This window comes from Pseudoalteromonas sp. SR41-8, from assembly GCF_014163915.1.
GTDB classification, from domain to species: Bacteria; Pseudomonadota; Gammaproteobacteria; order Enterobacterales; family Alteromonadaceae; genus Pseudoalteromonas; species Pseudoalteromonas rhizosphaerae.
The window spans coordinates 117,648-137,632 of record NZ_JACJEE010000006.1; the positions used below are offsets into that span (position 1 = coordinate 117,648).

The 19,985-nt window shown below is 40.6% G+C and carries 14 protein-coding genes and 11 tRNA genes; 14 read left to right on the forward strand and 11 right to left on the reverse strand.

The annotated features are described in order from the left end of the window. The first annotated feature begins 146 nt into the window (after nucleotides 1–146). Together speA and speB are read left to right on the forward strand one after the other, a co-directional pair. Complete coding sequence (speA, locus tag H5162_RS06250) at nucleotides 147–2,060, forward strand: biosynthetic arginine decarboxylase (RefSeq protein ID WP_182777959.1); 1,914 nt, start codon at nucleotides 147–149, stop codon at nucleotides 2,058–2,060. A gap of 1 nt (nucleotide 2,061) precedes the next feature. Next, nucleotides 2,062–2,985, forward strand: coding sequence for an agmatinase (gene speB / locus H5162_RS06255; RefSeq protein WP_145240669.1), 924 nt, complete (start codon nucleotides 2,062–2,064; stop codon nucleotides 2,983–2,985). A gap of 53 nt (nucleotides 2,986–3,038) precedes the next feature. On the opposite strand, the gene H5162_RS06260 is transcribed toward speB, so the two are convergent. From H5162_RS06260 to H5162_RS06270, 3 genes are read right to left on the reverse strand one after another with little or no spacing between them, the layout of a single operon-like run. After that, the gene (locus H5162_RS06260) at nucleotides 3,039–3,437 is read right to left on the reverse strand and encodes a DoxX-like family protein (RefSeq protein WP_145240671.1); all 399 of its coding nucleotides are present in this window, start codon (nucleotides 3,435–3,437) and stop codon (nucleotides 3,039–3,041) included. Further along, the gene (locus H5162_RS06265) at nucleotides 3,424–4,446 is read right to left on the reverse strand and encodes a M48 family metallopeptidase (protein ID WP_145240673.1); all 1,023 of its coding nucleotides are present in this window, start codon (nucleotides 4,444–4,446) and stop codon (nucleotides 3,424–3,426) included. Before H5162_RS06265 ends, H5162_RS06260 begins: the two co-directional genes overlap by 14 nt. Nucleotides 4,447–4,455: 9 nt before the next feature. Then, complete coding sequence (locus H5162_RS06270) at nucleotides 4,456–5,565, reverse strand: YjgN family protein (RefSeq protein WP_182777960.1); 1,110 nt, start codon at nucleotides 5,563–5,565, stop codon at nucleotides 4,456–4,458. A gap of 175 nt (nucleotides 5,566–5,740) precedes the next feature. Between H5162_RS06270 and H5162_RS06275 the strand changes: the two genes are divergently transcribed. The 8 genes from H5162_RS06275 to msrB all read left to right on the forward strand — a co-directional run bounded on the left by H5162_RS06275 (nucleotide 5,741) and on the right by msrB (nucleotide 14,925). After that, on the forward strand, nucleotides 5,741–6,472 hold the full coding sequence (locus H5162_RS06275; RefSeq protein ID WP_182777961.1) for an RNA methyltransferase: 732 nt from the start codon (nucleotides 5,741–5,743) through the stop codon (nucleotides 6,470–6,472). 80 nt (nucleotides 6,473–6,552) lie between these two features. Then, the gene (locus H5162_RS06280; protein WP_182777963.1) at nucleotides 6,553–9,948 is read left to right on the forward strand and encodes a chromosome segregation SMC family protein; all 3,396 of its coding nucleotides are present in this window, start codon (nucleotides 6,553–6,555) and stop codon (nucleotides 9,946–9,948) included. 39 nt (nucleotides 9,949–9,987) lie between these two features. Continuing rightward, nucleotides 9,988–10,740, forward strand: coding sequence for a cell division protein ZipA (gene zipA / locus H5162_RS06285; protein WP_182732421.1), 753 nt, complete (start codon nucleotides 9,988–9,990; stop codon nucleotides 10,738–10,740). Between the two features lie 93 nt (nucleotides 10,741–10,833). Next, complete coding sequence (ligA, locus tag H5162_RS06290) at nucleotides 10,834–12,855, forward strand: NAD-dependent DNA ligase LigA (RefSeq protein ID WP_182732431.1); 2,022 nt, start codon at nucleotides 10,834–10,836, stop codon at nucleotides 12,853–12,855. Continuing rightward, nucleotides 12,848–13,192, forward strand: a complete 345-nt coding sequence (locus H5162_RS06295) for a DUF3392 family protein (RefSeq protein WP_145240691.1) — start codon at nucleotides 12,848–12,850, stop codon at nucleotides 13,190–13,192. Before ligA ends, H5162_RS06295 begins: the two co-directional genes overlap by 8 nt. Continuing rightward, nucleotides 13,189–13,692 carry a DUF2919 domain-containing protein gene (locus tag H5162_RS06300; RefSeq protein ID WP_182732420.1) on the forward strand — a complete coding sequence of 168 codons (504 nt, stop codon included), beginning with the start codon at nucleotides 13,189–13,191 and terminating at the stop codon, nucleotides 13,690–13,692. Before H5162_RS06295 ends, H5162_RS06300 begins: the two co-directional genes overlap by 4 nt. Nucleotides 13,693–13,720: 28 nt before the next feature. Continuing rightward, on the forward strand, nucleotides 13,721–14,161 hold the full coding sequence (locus H5162_RS06305) for a hypothetical protein (RefSeq protein ID WP_182732419.1): 441 nt from the start codon (nucleotides 13,721–13,723) through the stop codon (nucleotides 14,159–14,161). Nucleotides 14,162–14,484: 323 nt separating this feature from the next. Next, the gene (gene msrB, locus H5162_RS06310; RefSeq protein ID WP_145240697.1) at nucleotides 14,485–14,925 is read left to right on the forward strand and encodes a peptide-methionine (R)-S-oxide reductase MsrB; all 441 of its coding nucleotides are present in this window, start codon (nucleotides 14,485–14,487) and stop codon (nucleotides 14,923–14,925) included. Nucleotides 14,926–15,118: 193 nt separating this feature from the next. Here msrB and H5162_RS06315 read toward each other — a convergent pair whose 3' ends face one another. The 8 genes from H5162_RS06315 to H5162_RS06350 form a co-directional block, all read right to left on the reverse strand. Continuing rightward, nucleotides 15,119–16,780: a tetratricopeptide repeat-containing response regulator gene (locus H5162_RS06315; protein WP_145240699.1), complete on the reverse strand. Its 1,662-nt coding sequence runs from the start codon at nucleotides 16,778–16,780 to the stop codon at nucleotides 15,119–15,121. Between the two features lie 600 nt (nucleotides 16,781–17,380). After that, nucleotides 17,381–17,456 (reverse strand) — tRNA-Val (locus H5162_RS06320). A gap of 19 nt (nucleotides 17,457–17,475) precedes the next feature. Then, nucleotides 17,476–17,551 (reverse strand) — tRNA-Val (locus tag H5162_RS06325). 42 nt (nucleotides 17,552–17,593) lie between these two features. Further along, nucleotides 17,594–17,669, reverse strand: a tRNA-Val gene (locus H5162_RS06330). Nucleotides 17,670–17,688: 19 nt separating this feature from the next. Further along, nucleotides 17,689–17,764 (reverse strand) — tRNA-Val (locus tag H5162_RS06335). 35 nt (nucleotides 17,765–17,799) lie between these two features. After that, nucleotides 17,800–17,875 (reverse strand) — tRNA-Val (locus tag H5162_RS06340). 172 nt (nucleotides 17,876–18,047) lie between these two features. After that, nucleotides 18,048–18,123: transfer RNA gene (locus H5162_RS06345), tRNA-Val, on the reverse strand. Nucleotides 18,124–18,292: 169 nt separating this feature from the next. Beyond that, nucleotides 18,293–18,368, reverse strand: a tRNA-Val gene (locus tag H5162_RS06350). An 883-nt stretch (nucleotides 18,369–19,251) separates the two neighbouring features. On the opposite strand from H5162_RS06350, the gene H5162_RS06355 reads away from it, so the two are divergent. The 4 genes from H5162_RS06355 (at nucleotide 19,252) to H5162_RS06370 (ending at nucleotide 19,828) form a co-directional block, all read left to right on the forward strand. Continuing rightward, nucleotides 19,252–19,327 (forward strand) — tRNA-Ala (locus H5162_RS06355). Nucleotides 19,328–19,366: 39 nt separating this feature from the next. Then, nucleotides 19,367–19,442, forward strand: a tRNA-Glu gene (locus H5162_RS06360). A 144-nt stretch (nucleotides 19,443–19,586) separates the two neighbouring features. Beyond that, nucleotides 19,587–19,662 (forward strand) — tRNA-Glu (locus tag H5162_RS06365). 90 nt (nucleotides 19,663–19,752) lie between these two features. After that, a tRNA-Glu gene (locus tag H5162_RS06370) sits at nucleotides 19,753–19,828 on the forward strand. Nucleotides 19,829–19,985 lie beyond the last annotated feature (157 nt).

Consider the following 19,985-nt stretch of genomic DNA (forward strand, 5'->3'; position numbering starts at 1 on the left):
CAGTGCCCAACAAATAAAAGGGCCGTTGTTATCGACACTAAAACTCACTCGTTACGAGCAAAAATACTTGTTGGACTTGATAAGCTATTTTTCCTTTAATGCGCGCAACAGCCGCAAGGCATTCATCAAATAAAAGAGAAAGATAAATGAAAGAGACAACATCACTAGAACAAGCTCGCACGAGTTACAATGTTCGTCATTGGAGCCAAGGTTTTTTTGGTATTAATGATCAAGGTGATGTGTATGTTGCGCCCAAGGCTGATGCCCCAGAGCAAACCATCGCACTTATTGATATTGCAAAACAACTTGAAGATAAAGGCTTGAGTTTACCTGCGTTGGTTCGTTTTCCACAAATTTTGCATCACCGCGTGCACAGCTTATGTGCTGCATTTAATACTGCGATTGAAAGCTATGGTTATCCAAAAGATTACTTGCTTGTTTATCCAATTAAAGTAAACCAACAGCGCGAAGTGGTCGAAGAAATTGTTGCAAGCCAAGCGAACGTAGAAAAGAAACAACTCGGTTTAGAGGCGGGCAGTAAGCCTGAGCTATTAACAGTATTGGCATTAGCTGAAAAAACCAGTGCAGTGATTGTGTGTAATGGCTACAAAGACAAAGAATATGTGCGCTTAGCATTAATTGGCGAAAAGTTAGGCCATAAAGTGTACATCGTACTTGAGAAACTGTCTGAGCTGGACATGGTACTAAGCCAAGCTAAAGAGCTGAACGTAAAACCGCGTATTGGTATTCGCGTGCGCTTAGCGTCGCAGGGTAAAGGAAAATGGCAAGCTAGCGGCGGTGAAAAATCAAAATTTGGTTTATCCGCTTCACAAGTATTACATGTTGTTAATCGTTTAAAAGAGACTGAACAACTTGATTTAGTTCAGTTGGTGCATTTTCACTTAGGCTCGCAAATGGCGAATATTCGCGATGTGCGTTTAGGTGTTAGCGAAGCGGCGCGTTTTTATTGTGAACTACGCAAACTCGGTGCACAAATTGAATGTTTAGATGTCGGTGGCGGTTTAGCGGTTGATTACGACGGTACACGGAGCCAGTCTCACAACTCGATGAACTATAGCTTAGCTGAGTATGCAAATAATATTGTCTACACCATTGGTGATATTTGTAAGCAGTACGAGCAACCATTCCCGACTATTATTTCTGAGTCTGGGCGTGCATTAACAGCGCATCATGCAGTGCTTATCTCTAATGTGATTGGCACTGAAAGTTATGAGCCTGAAGAAATTCAAGCGCCAGCAGATGACGCGCCATTATTGCTTAATAACATGTGGCTGTCGTGGCAGCAACTTCATGTGCTGACAGACGACCGTGCATTAATTGAGATATATCATGATAGCCAAGGTGATTTAGCTGAAGCACATAACCAGTTTGCGATGGGATTATTAGATTTAACTCAACGCGCCTGGGCTGAGCAAATAAATTTACGTGTGTGTTATGAGCTTAATAAACACATGGATAACAAAAACCGTTTTCATCGCCCGATAATAGATGAACTTAATGCCCGTTTAGCGGATAAGTTTTTTGTTAATTTCTCATTGTTTCAGTCATTGCCTGATGCGTGGGGAATCGACCAAGTATTTCCGGTATTGCCATTAAGTGGCTTAACTGAGGCACCACAAAGACGCGCAGTATTGTTAGATATTACCTGTGACTCTGACGGTGCACTAGATCATTACGTTGATGGGCAAGGCATTGAGAGTACCTTACCAGTGCCGGCATTTAGTGCTGAAAAACCCTATTTAATGGGCTTTTTCTTAGTGGGGGCATACCAAGAAATTTTAGGTGACATGCATAACCTATTTGGCGACACCCACAGTGCAATGGTACACATGGATGAGCAAGGCGACGCAAGCATTGTAGAAATAAACCAAGGTGACACTGTAGCTGACATGATGCGCTATGTTCATCTTGATGTAGAAGGTTTTCAATCATCGTACGCACAGCTAGTGGCTGCAAAATTACCAGCAGATGAGCAGCAAAGTGTGCTTGATGAATTGCAAGCAGGTTTAGACGGTTATACTTATTTAGAAGAGCTTTAATATGACCACTTTGTTTGATCATCCAGATCACTCATTGTATTCCAATGGCATGACGTTCTTACGTCAGCCAATGGTACAAAATATTACTGACATCAATGCTGATGTTGTGGTGTTAGGTTTGCCATTTGATATGGCAACCTCAGGACGTCCAGGTGCGCGTTTAGGCCCTGATGCGATTCGTCGTGCATCAGTGCATTTAGCATGGGAAGAAACAAAATACCCATGGACGTTCAAATTGTTCGAACGCCTAAAACTGGCTGATGCTGGAGATTTTACTTACCCTGTCGGTGACGCTGAATACTTTACCGCTAAGCTTGAACAAGCTGCGACGGGTATTTTAAGCCAAGGTAAAGCAATTTTAGGTTTAGGGGGCGATCACTTTGTAACTTTACCGTTGTTACGTGCTCACGCTAAGCGCTTTGGTAAAATGGCGTTGGTGCATTTTGATGCCCATACTGATACTTATAGTAATGGCTCACGCTACGACCACGGGACCATGTTTTACCATGCGCCGATGGAAGGGCTGATTGATGTTGATCATAGTATCCAAATTGGTATTCGTACTGATTTTGATCAAAGCAAACACGAGTTTGCAGTGATTGATGCGATGGCCGCCAATGATTTATCGGCGCAAACGATTGCTGAGCAGATTAAAGCGAGAGTAGGTGATTTACCTGTGTATATCACTTTTGACATTGATTGCTTAGATCCGGCGTTTGCCCCTGGTACTGGAACACCGGTATGTGGTGGATTAACATCAGATAAAGTACTTAAGATATTACGTGCCCTTAAAGGCATTAATATGATTGGTATGGATGTTGTTGAAGTATCACCTTCGTACGACCAAAGTGAGCTTACTGCGATTGCTGCAGCCACTATTGCTAGTGAGCTACTGCATTTGTGGGCATTAAAGCATAAGTATTGATGTTATAAATAGAGTTTTACAACAAAGGGTATGCCAACGCATACCCTTTTGTTTTACAGGCTCGTATTATTTGTAATAGTTATTTCTTTTAACCAAATAATACTTAACACAATAAGTGGTACGTTAGTTGTAACAGGGTTAAACGCTTCAATAAGTAGTTGTGGTTGCATTATTATCACAGCAAGCAAGAGTCCACTAAGCGCTAAAATGTTTAAAATAACTAAGTATTTATTTTTATAAAATAAAGCTAAACACAGGCCAAAAATAATTTCTCCAACACCTGCTGAGCGGGTAATAAAATCAGACACCTCAGTTGAAAAACCCGCACTGCCGGTCATAAGCTTTTCAAGAGGGGCTATATGATAAAGCTTTGGGAAAAAACCATGATATATCCATGTTAATGCTACTACACCGCGGGCAAGTTGCATATAAAGTAAGTTATTCTCTGGCATTATCTATTCGCTCTTGTGCACTTGGGTGGCTAGATAAATACTCGAGTAAATTATTCACTTTTTTAAGGTGCTCGTTTTCACTGGTATGGCTATATTGGAGTGTCTCTATTGCATCGGCAAAGTCGTTACTTGAGTACCCTAAATACTCCAATTGCGTTAACGCAAAACTGTCGGCCTCGCGTTCCATATCCCTTGAAAAACCTTGCTGTGCAAATGACGCGCCAGTCCCCAGAGCAACTTCTGCAATACCTTCTAAGTCACCAAATATTACCGCTAATACAATTGTACTTGCAGCTGATTGCGCAGTAATGCGCACACTATGCTGGTGTACTATATGGCCTATTTCGTGTAGTAATACTGCTTTTAGGGCATTGGGTTGATCGACAAGTAAATTAACAAGCTCATCTGTTATCACAATACGTCCATGCGGTAGTGCAAATGCATTAGCGCCAAAATGTTCAGATTTATAAAAAGATAATCGATATATCGATTTATCAAGTGATAGTTGCTCAAGCATGGTATTAAAATGTTGTTGTATCTTAGTTTGTTGTTCAACCGGCAATTCGCTATCATCGAGCGCTAACTTTTTAATCACCGTAAAGCTTTGTTCACCCATTTGATTAATCACATTATGCGGCAGTGTATCTATGCTATAAACCGCAATTGCTGGCACTGCTTTGTAAAGCGCTAGCCACATAAACAGTGGTGTAAGTATAACGGCAGCTAAAATAGCCCATTTACTTTTTTCTAGGCGTTCCATTATCTGATGATTATTTGATTTAAATGGCCACCTGTAATTTACATCTAGTGGAATAAATCGACTGCCATCGGTAAAGCTTAACTCGTCGGCAAGACCAGCCATACCTGAATTTAAATTAAGTTCAGTAATGGCGTGGCGAGTTATAATGTATTCATCGTGTTTTATGTCAATATGTGTGTCGCTAATACTTGCGACACACTCTTGATAATTACTCGATGCCTTAGGAAAGTAATGTCCTTTTACATGCATGATGAGCTCTTAAGTTAATGAAAGGTCTATATCAAATACATTTGCAGCTTCTTCAGCGAAAGATGATTGCTGTGCTTGTTGAGTATCGATTAAGTTTAATGCGCCAGAATAAATATTCACCGTAGTTACATCAGCGAGCATTTTTGATGTACGTACTTTTGTCCACGGGTAAGCAAGTCCTAAAGAAAATATAATAGCGAGCATGTTTGTTAAAAGTAACATAGCAAAAGGTACAGGTTTTAGTTCTGACTTAAACGTTGCTACACCTTCAAACTGGCTATTATCAATAATATGGTTACGGATAGCAGCTTTCCACACAGCAGTTACTATAGTAATCATAAACACATAAGCGGCCATTAAAGCAGCAAACATAATTATCATCGCAGATGGGTCTTGTATATTTTGTTGGTTTTCTGCGTTTAGTAAATCGAGACCAAAAAAACCTAAAATGGCCATAAATATCACCATAGTGATAGAACTAACTACAAAACAAATAAGTGCTGTGAGGTAATAGGTTTCACCTTTTAAGTTCACCGTCAGTGGTTTGTCGCCGTAGCTAATGTTACTGTGAATATAGCTGTCGATACGCTTTAAAACATAAGGCATTAATAAATATAAAGTAAATATGCTTGCAATCGGCAGTAGGATAAAGTTAACAAAGGCTTCGCCATAATTACCTTGAAACGAAAAACACACATTTCGGTGGCGAGTCATACGCATATTAAACCGTAGGCCTTGGTTAATAATCCATGGCATTAGAAATAGAAATCCAATAGCAAACAATAAACCAATAATAGGTAAGAAGCTGGTGGCAAAGGTATAAATTAAAAAAACCGCCACCGCTAAAATACGGCCTTTTAAAATTTGCATCGGTGTTGCTAAGTAGTCAAAGCCGTGTCCGTCTATACGTGTGTGACCATAAAAGTAGCGGTATGTGCGTACTTTTGCCCATGCTGAGTAAATACCGAGTGTAATAACGCTGAGTAAAATATTGACAATCCAAATACCAAAATACTCAGCAGCTTTACCCTTAAATTGTACCTTCCCGCTAAAAATTGGCGATGCACTTTGGGTGTTTGTTTTGTTAGGCTCGTCTGGGGTTGGGTGTGTTGATTCCATTAAAAAAATATATCCATGCTGTTTTTTGTAAATTTACCTTTTTTTGGTAATGAAAACAATCTTTATCATTATCCTAGCTTGTTGTTTGTAGTGTGATTTTATTGGTTTTAATGTTTGTAGGGCTGCACTTTAAATCATCTCTGGTATACTGAGCAGATAATTTAATGGGGCTATTATGATTTCAAAAAACCAACTCAAACTTATTCGCCAGCTTGGCCAAAAAAAGTACCGTAAACAATATAGTCAATATCTTGTTCAAGGTGAAAAAAACGTATTAGAGTTACTAAATAGTCCATTAAAAGCCAAAGACGTTTTTGCAACGCAAAGCTTCATCGATAGCTATCAAGATAAGTATCAACACGTTAACTTAATTGCAACGGATGAAGATGTGTTAACTAAAGCAAGTACTTTAGTGAGTAATAATGCCGCTATAGCTATAGTTGACATGCCAACAGCGAGTGCACCGCAGGCAAGCGGTTTAATCTTAGCCCTTGATGGTGTATCTGATCCGGGCAATTTAGGTACCATTATCAGAGTAGCTGATTGGTATGGGATCAAGCATATTGTCACCAGCACAGATAGTGCCGATGCTTACAACCCTAAAACTATTAGCGCCACTATGGGCTCGTTTGTTAGAGTCTCAGTGAGCCAAGTTGAGTTGCCTGCGTATTTAAGTGGTTTAAACTTACCTATTTATGGCGCTTTTTTAGATGGAAAAAGCGTGCATAAAACTCAATTTACAGGTCAAGGTGTTTTGTTAATGGGTAGTGAGTCTCATGGAATACGTCAAGCTTGCGCAGCATTGGTAACAGATAAGATAACCATCCCCGCTTTTGGTGGTGCAGAATCTCTCAATGTAGCCATGGCAACGGGTATTATTTTAGATAATTTTAAACGCCAAGCTTAATCCCTGTACTTACTTTTATCGTCAAGAACGGTTAAATTAAATACTCAAGCTATAACAATAACAATCGGTAAACCAATTAGATGCGTTTGAGCACCATAAAATTAGCGGGTTTTAAATCTTTTGTAGAGCCCACTAAAATTCCATTCCCAGATCAAATGACCTGTGTCGTTGGCCCAAACGGCTGCGGTAAGTCTAATGTCATCGATGCTGTGCGTTGGGTGCTTGGCGAAAGCTCTGCTAAAAATCTGCGTGGCGATGCCATGATCGATGTTATTTTTAATGGCTCAACCAATCGCAAACCTATTTCTCAAGCGTCGGTAGAGTTGATTTTTGATAATACCCAAGGGCACTTACCGAATACTTTTGCCGATCGAAACCAAGTGGCAATTAAACGTTTGGTAACACGCGACGGGCAATCGCTGTATTTTCTCAATGGCAGTAAATGCCGCAAACGAGATATTACCGATATATTTTTAGGCACAGGTCTTGGTCCGCGTAGTTATGCGATTATCGAGCAGGGCATGATCTCGCGTTTAATTGAGAGTAAACCGGCAGATTTACGGGTGTTTTTAGAAGAAGCTGCAGGCGTTTCAAAATACAAAGAGCGCCGTCGTGAAACGCAAACCCGGATCAAAAGTACCCGCGAAAACCTTGAACGCTTACTCGATGTTCGCCAAGAGCTGCAAGCACAAGTTGATAAACTGGCAGTACAGTCAGTTGAAGCAAAAAAATACCGCGAGTTAAAAACCCAAGAGCGCACTTTAAAAGGGCAACTAGCGGTCTTAAAATGGCAAAAGCTACATCAGCAACAAGTGACTAAAGCCGACAAAATGGCCAAGCTGAATGAGCAAATTAGTTTTTTTAAAACCGCTCATTCAGGTCATGACGATGTACTAGCAAGTCTTGAAAACCAAGTGCAATTGCAACTTGAAAAACTCAATGATGCGCAGCAAGCCCAGCACCAAACGCACACTGAATTGACTCGTGCTGAGCAACAGCAAATAAACTTAAAACAACAACAACAAGCGTTTAGTCACAACCTGATCAAACAACAACAGTTGCAGTTACAAAATCAGCAGCTGCAACAACAACAAAAAGACCATACTGATGAGTTACAAAATGCGTTACAAGAGGCAATTGAACATACTTTAATATGTACAGAGCAAGTCACTGAGATGGCCGACGCGGCGGCACAGTTGCAAAGTGCCAAGCAGCGCAGTGCTTCGGATTGGCAACGAGTTAATGAGCAGTTTCAGGCTATTAATACGCAATATAGCAAGCAACAAAATATAGCCGAACAACAGCTGCAAAATTTGCACTATATTAAAAACCAGCAAACGGCATTAGAAAGCGAATTAATAGAGCTGGCAGAAAATCCAATTGCTGAACAAGTAGCGCAGCAGCAGCAGTTAATGCAGTCACTAACGCAAGAGTTAGCAGCAAAACAAACTGCCTTAAACAAAGTAAATAGTAATCATCAACAAGCTCAAACCGTGTTACGCACCTGCCAAGATGCACATCAAACACTAGCACAACAACAAAACGAGAATAAAGCCAAAATAGCAGGCTTGAATACAATACTCGCAGATACTCCAGCGCAAAGTAGTGGCGATGTTTTGGCACAGTTAGTTGTACGTACTGGATTTGAGCATGTGGTTGAACAAGCATTACAAGGGCTTGAACAATTAAATGTGACATTTACAGCAACACCTAACGGAGTATGGCCAACTACCGACACCGCACCGCAAAGCTCATTAGCGGTGTTTATAGAGCAAGGGGTTTACCCTGATTTATTACATCGCATTAAGTATAAAAATGATTTTGCTCATAACGATTTAGCGGATGAGTATTGGCTTGCAGTGATTGATCGCCAAGGTAATATTCAGGGCCGCAATTGGTATCAACAAGCCAGTAAAAGTGCGGAAAATTCGTTGCTGATCAAACATAAACAGTTGGCCGAAGCAACCCAGTTAGCATCTCAACTCAGTGACGAACTAGCTATACAAAGCAAGAAGCTTACAGAACAACAGCAAGTCTGTGAGCAATTGAAGGCACAAAGCGAAGAGTTAAAAGCAGCGGTACATCAGCTTGCTCAACAAGTGGCCTCAGGAAGCACTCGTCGCGATATGCTCAAAGAGCAATTACAGCAGTTTCAGAATCAACAACATAAATTACAAGCAAAGCTACAGCAGTTAAACGTTGAACACACGAGCATAGAGAATAAAGTGGCTGAACAACAGCAACATATAGCAAGTGTGGTAAAACAGCGTGATGAAATAAGTGTTGCGCTTAATGATGCTCAAGTGCAGCAGCAACACACTGATGAGCAATATAAACAGGCAAACGCTCAGCTTGAACAGTATAAAACGCTTGCCCATCAGGCGACGCTAAGTGAGCAAAAAGCGCGCAGTGAATGCCAACTCAGTGACACTAAATTACAGCATGCAACGACCGCCAGCGAAACCGCCAGTGAAGCTGTCAGTGAGTTAACCGCGCAAATTGAAGAGTTGGTGATCCCATTAGAAGAGGTCGCAGAGCAAATAATATTATTGTTGGAGCAACATCAACAAAGTGACATTGAACTCAAAAATTTGCAAAGTGCATTGACGGAAGCTAAAACAGCTTTTGTAGATAAACAAACAACGCTTAAAGCGTCGCAGGGGGAGCTGGTACTTTTACAAGAACAATTACAACAACTTGCCCTCGAAGAGCAGAGCTTATTAATTAAAGCACAGGCAGCTCTTGAACCTCTGGGTGAGTTACAGCAAAACTTGAAAGAAGTATTGGCACAGCTCCCTGAAAACGCCAATATAAACACTTATCAAGGACAGCTTAATAAAGTAGGACAAAGTTTAAGTGACTTGGGCGCGGTAAACTTAGCGGCGATTGATGAGTTTGAACAAGCGCAGCAGCGTAGCCAGTATTTAGATCGTCAAGTCGAGGATTTAAGCAAAGCATTAACGACACTTGAAGGTGCAATTGGAAAAATTGATCGCGAAACCAAAACGCGTTTTAAAATGACTTTTGATCAAGTGAATCTCGATTTTGGTCAGTTATTTCCTAAAGTATTTGGCGGCGGCAGTGCATATCTTGAATTAACCAGTGATGACTTACTGGAAAGTGGTGTTAGTATAATGGCACGCCCACCGGGCAAGAAAAATTCAACAATTCACCTTTTAAGTGGTGGAGAAAAAGCGCTGACCGCATTATCATTGGTATTTTCAATATTCAGGCTCAATCCAGCTCCGTTCTGTATGCTGGATGAAGTTGATGCACCATTGGATGATGCGAATGTTGGGCGATTTTGCCGATTAGTGGAAGAAATGTCACAATCGGTGCAATTTATTTATATCAGTCATAATAAAATTGCCATGGAAATGGCTGGCAGGTTGACGGGTGTAACAATGGCTGAACCGGGCGTTTCGCGTGTGGTCGCTGTAGATATTGAACAAGCGGTGCAAATGGCACATGCATAAATATTAATATTTGAGTAGATAAATAATAAAGGTGAGGGGATGGCCGAACAATTAAGATGGGTTTTAATCATTATCAGTGTAATTGTCATTGGTGGATTATTAATACATGGCCTATGGTCAGTTCGTAAAAAAGACGCACCCGTTGCGACTAATGATGAGCGGGTTGAGCCTGCAGATCAGGCATTTACTGAGCGTCAAAGCGAAGCTGAGCCAGCATCTCTTACTGAGCGTGATGAACCGCAGTTTGGGGATTTAAGCTTTAGTGCTGATGAAAAACATCCACACACTTTTGCAGCGTCAGATGACGAACTTGCCGCTGAGGTTGATGATGTGACTACTGCAACAGATGCAAGCGAAGAGGATGAAGCTGAGCAACCAGCTGCAAGTGACTTTATCATTGTGCATATTCAAATGCCTGAAGGCTTGAATATGGAAGGCAGCAAATTATTGCCAGCAGTAAATACACTTGGCTTTAAGTACTCTGAAGAAGGCTTTTTTAATCGTCATTTAGATCCAGCTGGCCATGGTCCAGTGCTGTTTCGGTTAGTGAACATGTACAACCCTGGTACTTTCGATATAGATAATATGGAACAATTTAGTACAGGTGGGATTAGCTTGTTTATGACCTTGCCGTGCGATGGTGACGGGCTTGCTGCATTTAACATGTTGCACAGTGCGGCTAAAAAATTAGCAGATGAATTTGGCGCCGTTATTTTAGACTCACAACGAGAAGAAATGACCGTTGACAGTGTGCGCAATTATGTTGAAAAAGTGAGACGCTTTTCAGCTTAATCACCTGCAATATACAGTTAATTAATTAAGAATTTTATAAGCCACTTGGCGATAACTCGTTTAAGTGGCTTTTTTATGTTTTTTGAGGTCAGTATGTCCACTTTAGTGTTAGCGCAAATAACGCAACTTCGTCAGCAGTTAGAAGATCACAATCATAATTATTATGTACTTGATAACCCAAGTATTCCTGATGCAGAGTATGATCGTTTATTACAACAATTAAGTGCGCTTGAGGTAGCAAACCCTGAGTACTTGAGTACTGATTCACCGACCCAGAAAGTAGGTGGTGCGGCGCTTGCTAAGTTTGAGCAAGTCACTCATCAAGTGCCGATGTTGTCACTTGATAACGCTTTCAGTGAAGAAGAGTTCAGCGCTTTTAATCGCCGCATTAAAGAACGTTTGATGGATAACAATGAGCTGACCTTTTGCTGTGAACCAAAACTTGACGGTTTAGCGGTGTCGATTTTATACCGTAATGGTGTGTTAGTGCAGGCGGCAACACGTGGCGACGGGCACACCGGCGAAAATATTACCACTAACGTTAAAACGATTCGTAATATACCGCTTAAATTACGTGGCGATGACTTTCCTGAGGAAATTGAAATTCGTGGTGAAGTGTTCATGGATAGCGCCGGATTTGACAAACTTAATGCTGAAGCCGAAAAGCGTGGCGACAAAGTATTTGTTAATCCACGTAATGCAGCCGCAGGCAGCTTGCGTCAACTCGATTCAAAAATCACCGCCAAGCGACCTTTGATGTTTTATGCCTACAGTATTGGTGTTGTGACAAATGGCGTATTACCAAGTGATCATTACCAGCAATTGGCTAAGCTAACTGACTGGGGGTTACCACTTTGCCCGGAAACAAAGTTAGTCGAAGGTCAGCAAGCTGCTTTGGATTACTATCAAGATATACTTGAGCGCCGCAGCAGCTTGAAGTATGAAATTGATGGTGTGGTGATCAAAATAAATAACAAAGCACTACAAGAGCGGTTAGGTTTTGTAGCGCGAGCTCCGCGTTGGGCGATTGCGTATAAGTTTCCTGCGCAAGAAGAAATCACTCAGCTACTGGATGTTGAATTTCAGGTAGGGCGCACTGGCGCAATTACCCCTGTGGCTCGTTTAGAGCCGGTATTTGTTGGTGGTGTCACGGTTTCAAATGCAACGTTACACAATCGTGATGAAATAGAGCGTTTGGGTGTAAAAATTGGCGATACTGTGATCATTCGCCGTGCTGGTGATGTGATCCCACAGATTACTCAAGTGGTATTAGAGCGCCGTCCAACAGATGCCAAAGAGATTGAGTTTCCGGCTACTTGTCCAATTTGTGACTCCCATGTTGAACGCATTGAAGGTGAAGCCGTAGCGCGCTGTACAGGAGGCCTGGTGTGCCAAGCACAGCGTAAAGAAGCGATCAAACACTTTGCTTCACGCAAAGCACTCGATATCGATGGCCTTGGCGATAAAATTGTTGAACAGCTGGTGGACAGAGAGCTCATTAAAACGCCAGCAGACTTATTCATACTTAAACAAGGACATTTTGAATCGCTTGAGCGCATGGGGCCAAAATCGGCGAAAAACCTAGTAGCTGCACTTGATGATGCAAAACAAACGACGTTGGCTAAGTTTTTATACTCATTAGGTATTCGTGAAGTCGGTGAAGCGACGGCGCAAAATTTAGCTAATCACTTTTTAACGCTAGATAAAGTAACTGCGGCAACAACTGAAGCGTTAGTCGAAGTTAGTGATGTTGGGGAAATTGTAGCCAAGCATGTGCGTGGTTTTTTTGCTGAGCAACATAATTTAGATGTCGTAACTGCCTTGCTGGAGCAGGGTATTCATTGGCCAGAACTCACGCCGCCAAGTGAAGACTCACAACCGTTAGCAGGCTTAACCTATGTGTTAACGGGTACTTTGAACGAGCTTAATCGAAATGATGCAAAAGCACGCTTGCAGCAGTTAGGGGCGAAAGTTTCAGGTAGTGTATCAGCTAAAACCGATGCGTTAATAGCGGGTGAAAAAGCCGGTTCTAAGCTCACAAAAGCACAAGATTTAGGCATTGAAATACTGACCGAAGATGATTTAATTGCATTACTGGCGCAACATAATGGATAGCATTATTACGCTTTTTCAGGATTTAGCACTGACCTTTGGTCAGTGGCTAAAGCCTTACTTATATAATATCGCATTGTTACTGGTGGTGTGTTTGGTGTCTTTGTATGCAAATGAGATTATTAAAACCACGAAACGCTTTGTAGCAAGGCGCCACTTTATACTCAGAGTATGTGCATTTGTACTAGTAACCGGGTTTGGTTTTGGCTTATTAGTAGTATTTGTCACTCCATTACTAAGCCAGTTACTGATGTTTTTTGGTGTGCGCTGGTTAGGTGTTACAGCCGTGGCTGCATTTATATTACTTGGCGTAGTAGCCGAGAGGAAAAACCAGTTATGAAGCGTTATGGACCAGAGTATTGGGACAAATATGGCACCTATCGCACTCCAATCGCGTTTCATTTGAGTTTATTGGTATTACTTCGTGCCTACTTTATTTGGATCATTGCGGCACTGAGCAGGCGTCCTGAGCTTGATTTAATGTCATTAGTGTTTAGATCTAAAGCTGACTTTTTCAGTGCGTTGGCTATTGGTGCAATAGCCATTATTCCTGCCGTAATTTTTTGTTTGCGCAGGCCACAAAAAAGCGCAGACAGTGCAGCATGGTTAGCGCGAGTGTGGCGTTTTATGCGTTGGCCATTATTAGTATGTGCAGCGATAGATTTAAGCTGGCTGATTATTCAAGCCGCCCATAGTTATTATCAGTTTTCGATGTTTTTAGCGCTGCAAATGGTGACGGTATTGTGGGTATTATTATATTTAGCAAAAAGTCGTTATTTAACGGTGTTTTTTAATGATTGGCCCGATCCTGAAACCGATGAAAAAAGTTCAAGTAAGTAATTTAGGTTAACGTTGCAAGGAGTCTTTGATGCGTAAAATTAATCAATTACTGGCGCTGATAGTCGGCTGTTTCGGTATCGTGTTATTATTGTTGAGTGTATTTACCATGTTATTTCAGCAAGCGTGGTTTGTATTTCTAATTGCTCTGTGGCTATTTGTATTTAGCTCATGCTGTTATCGGCTAACACCACTATTTAAAGCACGTAATGGCCTAGATAAGTTTATTCGACGCGAACAACAGCACCTTTTGTTATTTTCCCTTTCAGGTTTTTTTGACCGCACTCACGGCCCGCAATGGCTGCCTATAAATAGTATCAAGAAAATACAGTGTCATGATGACCAATTTTTAATTATCTTCAGCGAGCAGCATCAATGCTCAATAGGCTTACCGGCAACTAAAGCGGAGCTAATACAATACTTTAATGCACTATTGACTAAAAATGAAAAGAAATTAATTACAATTGAATGAAACTAAATAGTGAGCAACACGGTATATATGTCAGCGCCTTAAAAAGCATAGTGGGTATGAAATATAGTATGCAACAGCAAATAGGCTTAGGAGTGAGCTGCCATTAGTGTACTGAAGCGATAAGATTTAGCTTTGATTACGCAAATATTATTAGCCAGTGAGTTTAAACATTCCCCTAGCCAGTATCGAAATTATTATTTTTCAACCCCTACAAAACCATTTTGTGCAGTGCGGATAAATCCAGAGCTGACAATGTTATTAGCGCGATACCATGATAATGTGGATAGCAGTAAATTAACCTATCTTACTCAATGAGGTCAGTTATGTTGAATTGGAATGATATTCTAAACTTTGCCAATAAAGGCAATCCTGAGCCGAGCCGTAAAGTAGTAAAAACCGAGCAGCAATGGCGTGAACAATTAACCGAAGAAGCCTTTTATGTGACTCGTAATAAAGGCACAGAGCGCCCGCACAGCTCAGATAGCTGCACCTTGTTTGAACCTGGTAAGTACGCCTGTGTATGTTGTGATAACTTATTATTTGATGGTGATGAAAAATTTGATAGTGGCACTGGCTGGCCATCATTTACTCAACCCGCGCAACTAAACTCGATTGCTTATAATGGTGACAAGACCCATGGTATGCAAAGAATAGAAACTGTGTGTAATGTATGTGATGCACACTTAGGTCATGTATTCCCTGATGGGCCAATGCCAAGTGGTTTGCGTTATTGTATAAACGCGGTCTCATTGAAGAAGGTGTAATTTATTAGCTCGTAATTGACAATAACCAATGCCTTACTGAATTTACATGATACGATTCCAGTAAGGCTGGATTTTAAAAGTCATATCACCGCTTATCAGCGATATTTTTAATTTCGTATTCCTCATTCTTATAAACAACACCTTATCTAAACTATTTATTTAGCCTGCTCTTTGCTGAATAATATTTATTATTCTATTTGGTTTTGCCAGGCTCTTCTAGATTAGCAAGTGTTAGCCCCATACTCGTTGCTTGTTGTACTATTTTATTAAAGCGTTGTTGCTGCTCGTTGTCTAATGGTGTCGTATTGAGTAACGCATAGCATTTTTTTGCCATCATTAGGTTTAAGGTTTGGCCATTTTGCTTGGAATTATCAAATAGACACTGCAATAAATTTAAAGCAATACTAGGATTACGAGGCATTACTCTAAATGCTTGTGTGAATGCTTCAAGAGCGGTATTTAATTGACCACGATTAAACTGTGTAACTGCATGGTTATTCAGCTCTTTAGGGCCCATTTTTATATCACGGCGTTCACTTTGTTGTTGTTGAATATAACGTAAATAAACAGCATCACTGACTGTTGGATGACGTTCACAATGACTGATAATTTGGTTAAATAACGATTGTGCTTTGTGATGAAACCCTAGCTCATGAAATGCCTTTGCTTTATCAAGTGCGCCGTCTACAGAGCGAATGTGGCTATCGTCATCGTCGAGCTGCTCAATCAACTTTTTCGCTTTTTGATGTTCGTCCTTTAGATAGTGTAAACGGGCATTTAAAACATCTATTTGCGCCTGATTGTGACTATTTGGAAATTGGCTTTTTAAATCAGTTAAGTATTGATTAGTTTGTCTTGAAATCCTTTGAATCTGATCGCTCTGATCTGTTGTTAAAGCAAAATCGATACCAGCACGTGCAGCATTTAAATATACGTCAGGATGATCGTGAATCGAATGTTTGGCAAAGTTGGCGATATCTTTTTGTGTTAGATAATTTTTTTCATAATCATGATTTACCAGCGATACATGGCTAAGTGATTTTTGGCGTTCGATATTGCGTGGAGCAATATCAACAGCTTGGCTTAAAAAATCTTGCGCTAATTCAAATTGGTTTAATTTAATCTCCAGTTTACCAAGTAAATCGAGTGCGACTAATCGTGTTTCATGACGTTGCAGCATCGTTTTCAGCATTCTTTGCGCAAGAATATGCTCATTATTAGCAATTAATGCTTCAACTAAACCTACCTTTGCCCATGTGAATTTTTGAATATCAAGAACTGATTTAAAGAATGCTTTTGCAGTATCTACTCGTTTTAAGCGAAGTAGAGCATCACCTTTTAAACGCAATAATATTGCACTATAAGCATTGCCTTTTTTATCAAGCGCGGCATTGATTGCTTTTAGTGCTTTAGAATCATTACCATCGTCAATGAAATTATATATTGCTTGTAAATGATTTTTACGCAGTAAAATTCGTTCTATACGCGTTTTAAGGTCATGTATTGTGAATGGCTTGACCAAAAAGTCATCGGGTTGTAGTTCAAGCACGCTGTGTACCAAAGAACCACTGGTTTCAGCTGAAATAAAAATGAATCCTGTAGAGTTTTTTATTAAACGCTTAACGCGTAACTCTTCATATAGCTGATAGCCATCTTGGTGCTTACTCAAATTAAAAGAGCAAACAATCAGATCAAACTGTTCACTGGTGCACTGCTCTTTCGCTGAATTTGCATGTTCAGCAAAGCGCAGCTGTCGAAAGCCAAGTTTTTCGAGCGACTGTTTCATATAGCTTTGAGCAAGAGGCTGCTCTTCAACTATAAGTATTTTTGCATTAGAAAAAATCTTTGCTGGCATTAGACTTGTGACCACATGAACGTATCAGAGACTATAATAAACAGTCTAGTCGCTGACAAGGGAATTTAAAATTTAATACCGCAGACTTCGTTTATTTGATCAGTTATGGGTTTTAAAGTAGCTTGATTATCCAAATTTAGGTAGCGCTAGTTATTGCTTGAGGATTTTTATAGAGATAGGAGACCCTAGGTTTGTAAAGCGCCTAGGTTGATGCTTTTCAAACTTAATTATCCATCAAGGAACATATTAAAAGAGTTTAAGGTTTGGAAAAGAATTAGCGTATTTAGAGGCTTTTTGAATTTTATTTTTAACAGAATTACTAAGAAGTTTTATATGTGGTGGGTGATACTGGACTTGAACCAGTGACCCTCGCCATTATTTGTGAAGGGTGGCGATGCTCTTTTTTTTTCAGCTGAGCTAATTATCGATTAAAGAATATAACGTAAGGTTTGATTGAGGGTTTTAAAAGGTTTTATATGTGGTGGGTGATACTGTACTTGAACCAGTGACCCTCGCCATTATTTGTGAAGGGTGGCGATGCTCTTTTTTTTTCAGCTGAGCTAATTATCGATTGAAGAATATAACGTGAGGTTTTATATGTGGTGGGTGATACTGGACTTGAACCAGTGACCCTCGCCTTGTAAGGGCGATGCTCTCCCAACTGAGCTAATCACCCACATATAATTTTGATTAAATGGTGGGTCGTACTGGACTTGAACCAGTGACCCTCGCCTTGTAAGGGCGATGCTCTCCCAACTGAGCTAACGACCCCAAATAATCAATTACTAAACTTTACGATAACCATTTTATAAATGGTGGGTCGTACTGGACTTGAACCAGTGACCCTCGCCTTGTAAGGGCGATGCTCTCCCAACTGAGCTAACGACCCGTAAAGTTTTATATCTAAATGGTGGGTGATACTGGACTTGAACCAGTGACCCTCGCCTTGTAAGGGCGATGCTCTCCCAACTGAGCTAATCACCCATCTAGATATCATGTAATATGCACCATTCTAAGAATGGTGGGTCGTACTGGACTTGAACCAGTGACCCTCGCCTTGTAAGGGCGATGCTCTCCCAACTGAGCTAACGACCCATATTACAAATTTAAAACGCTACTATTAAAATAAATAGTACTGGATTTTAACCAGTGAACCTCGCCGTTAGTTGTAAATAGCGGTGATGCTCCCTTTTCTTGTAACTGAGCTTGTGACCCATATTACAAATTTAAAACATGCAACTACTAATATAATAACAGGTTTTATATGTGGTGGGTGATACTGGACTTGAACCAGTGACCCTCGCCTTGTAAGGGCGATGCTCTCCCAACTGAGCTAATCACCCACATATAAATTAAAACTCTACTATTAAAATAAATAGTACTGGACTTTAACCAGTGAACTTCGCCGTTACTTGTAAATAGCGGTGATGCTCTCTTTTTTCCAACTGAGCTTGTGACTCATATTACAAATTTAAAACATGCAACTACTAATATAATAACAGGTTCTATATGTGGTGGGTGATACTGGACTTGAACCAGTGACCCTCGCCTTGTAAGGGCGATGCTCTCCCAACTGAGCTAATCACCCACATATAAATTAAAACGCTACTATTAAAATAAATAGTACTGGACTTTAACCAGTGAACCTCGCCGTTACTTGTAAATAGCGGTGATGCTCTCTTTTCTTAGAACTGAGCTAATCACCCACATCTAAACAACAACTCATTGCTGCGTTGTTGTGGGGCGCTATTATAGATAGAGTTGTAAATGTGTCAACACTTGAATGAGGAAAAATGTTTTAGATGCAGGTTTTATAATCAATGAAGTAAGATTGAGATTGTTTTATAGCCAATTTACTTACATTCAATCTATATGTGCAATCAATTTACTCATTATTTAATGCAATACTTTAATAGCTAGTGGTGCCTGTTAGTCAAAAGCGGATTTGTTTTTTAATCATGAGGGAGGAGGGTTATAGTCAATCGCATTGAAAAATCCAAATACCGTTAGTTAAATACGATTGATATAAAACACCGACTGTAACTAATGGAGCCTCTGTGATCATATAAATAACTGACAATAGAGTAGGGGCGTTGCAGTTAATTGCTAGTATGTTCATCTTAAATTCGTTTTACTTGGTGATGAAAACGTTGTTGTGAAAAACAAGAAAAGACTCCGACTTTATTTTGCATATAAATGTATACCTTATTGTTTTGATGTTTTAGAATATATTTCACCTCAGTTAATCTAGATTGTGCGCCTTTCAGTCCTAATTTTTGTTTTGAAACAGCTCCCTTGCATGTATTTTGAGCGTCGCGGTTTATTCATTATTCAGTTTGTTGAAAATTAAACCGTTTAAAGAAAGTTACTGAAAAAAATGTTGACATTATTTTGGTGGCTGCATAGAATGCGCCCCGCACTCAGCGATACACAGCACGGTTTAACTGCGCAAGTGTTTAGCAAAATAAATTGGGGCTATAGCTCAGCTGGGAGAGCGCTTCGCTGGCAGTGAAGAGGTCTGCGGTTCGATCCCGCATAGCTCCACCAATTTATTAAAGTGTTTGTCCTAGGGTAGCAGTTTTCTGTGTCCCCATCGTCTAGAGGCCTAGGACACCGCCCTTTCACGGCGGTAACAGGGGTTCGAATCCCCTTGGGGACGCCACTTAACTTTTATAAGTTAAAGGCGGGTTAACCGAGAAAATAGCGAACAAATTAAGCTCGAGTCTTAATTTGTATTAATCGCAATTACCTTAAAAACTCATGATGTGAGTCTAACTAATCAATTGTCCTAGTGATACATTTATGTGTCCCCATCGTCTAGAGGCCTAGGACACCGCCCTTTCACGGCGGTAACAGGGGTTCGAATCCCCTTGGGGACGCCACTTACTATTTCTATAGTAGGTGTAGTGTTATTAAGATAGCTCGCCTGAAACGAGTTAAACCATTCAGTTGTCCTAGTGACACATTTATGTGTCCCCATCGTCTAGAGGCCTAGGACACCGCCCTTTCACGGCGGTAACAGGGGTTCGAATCCCCTTGGGGACGCCACTTACTATTTTCATAGTCAGTGCAGTGTTATTAAGCAGCTCGCCTGAAACGAGTTAAACTATTCAGTCGTCCTAGTGACACATATTCTGTGTCCCCATCGTCTAGAGGCCTAGGACACCGCCCTTTCACGGCGGTAACAGGGGTTCGAATCCCCTTG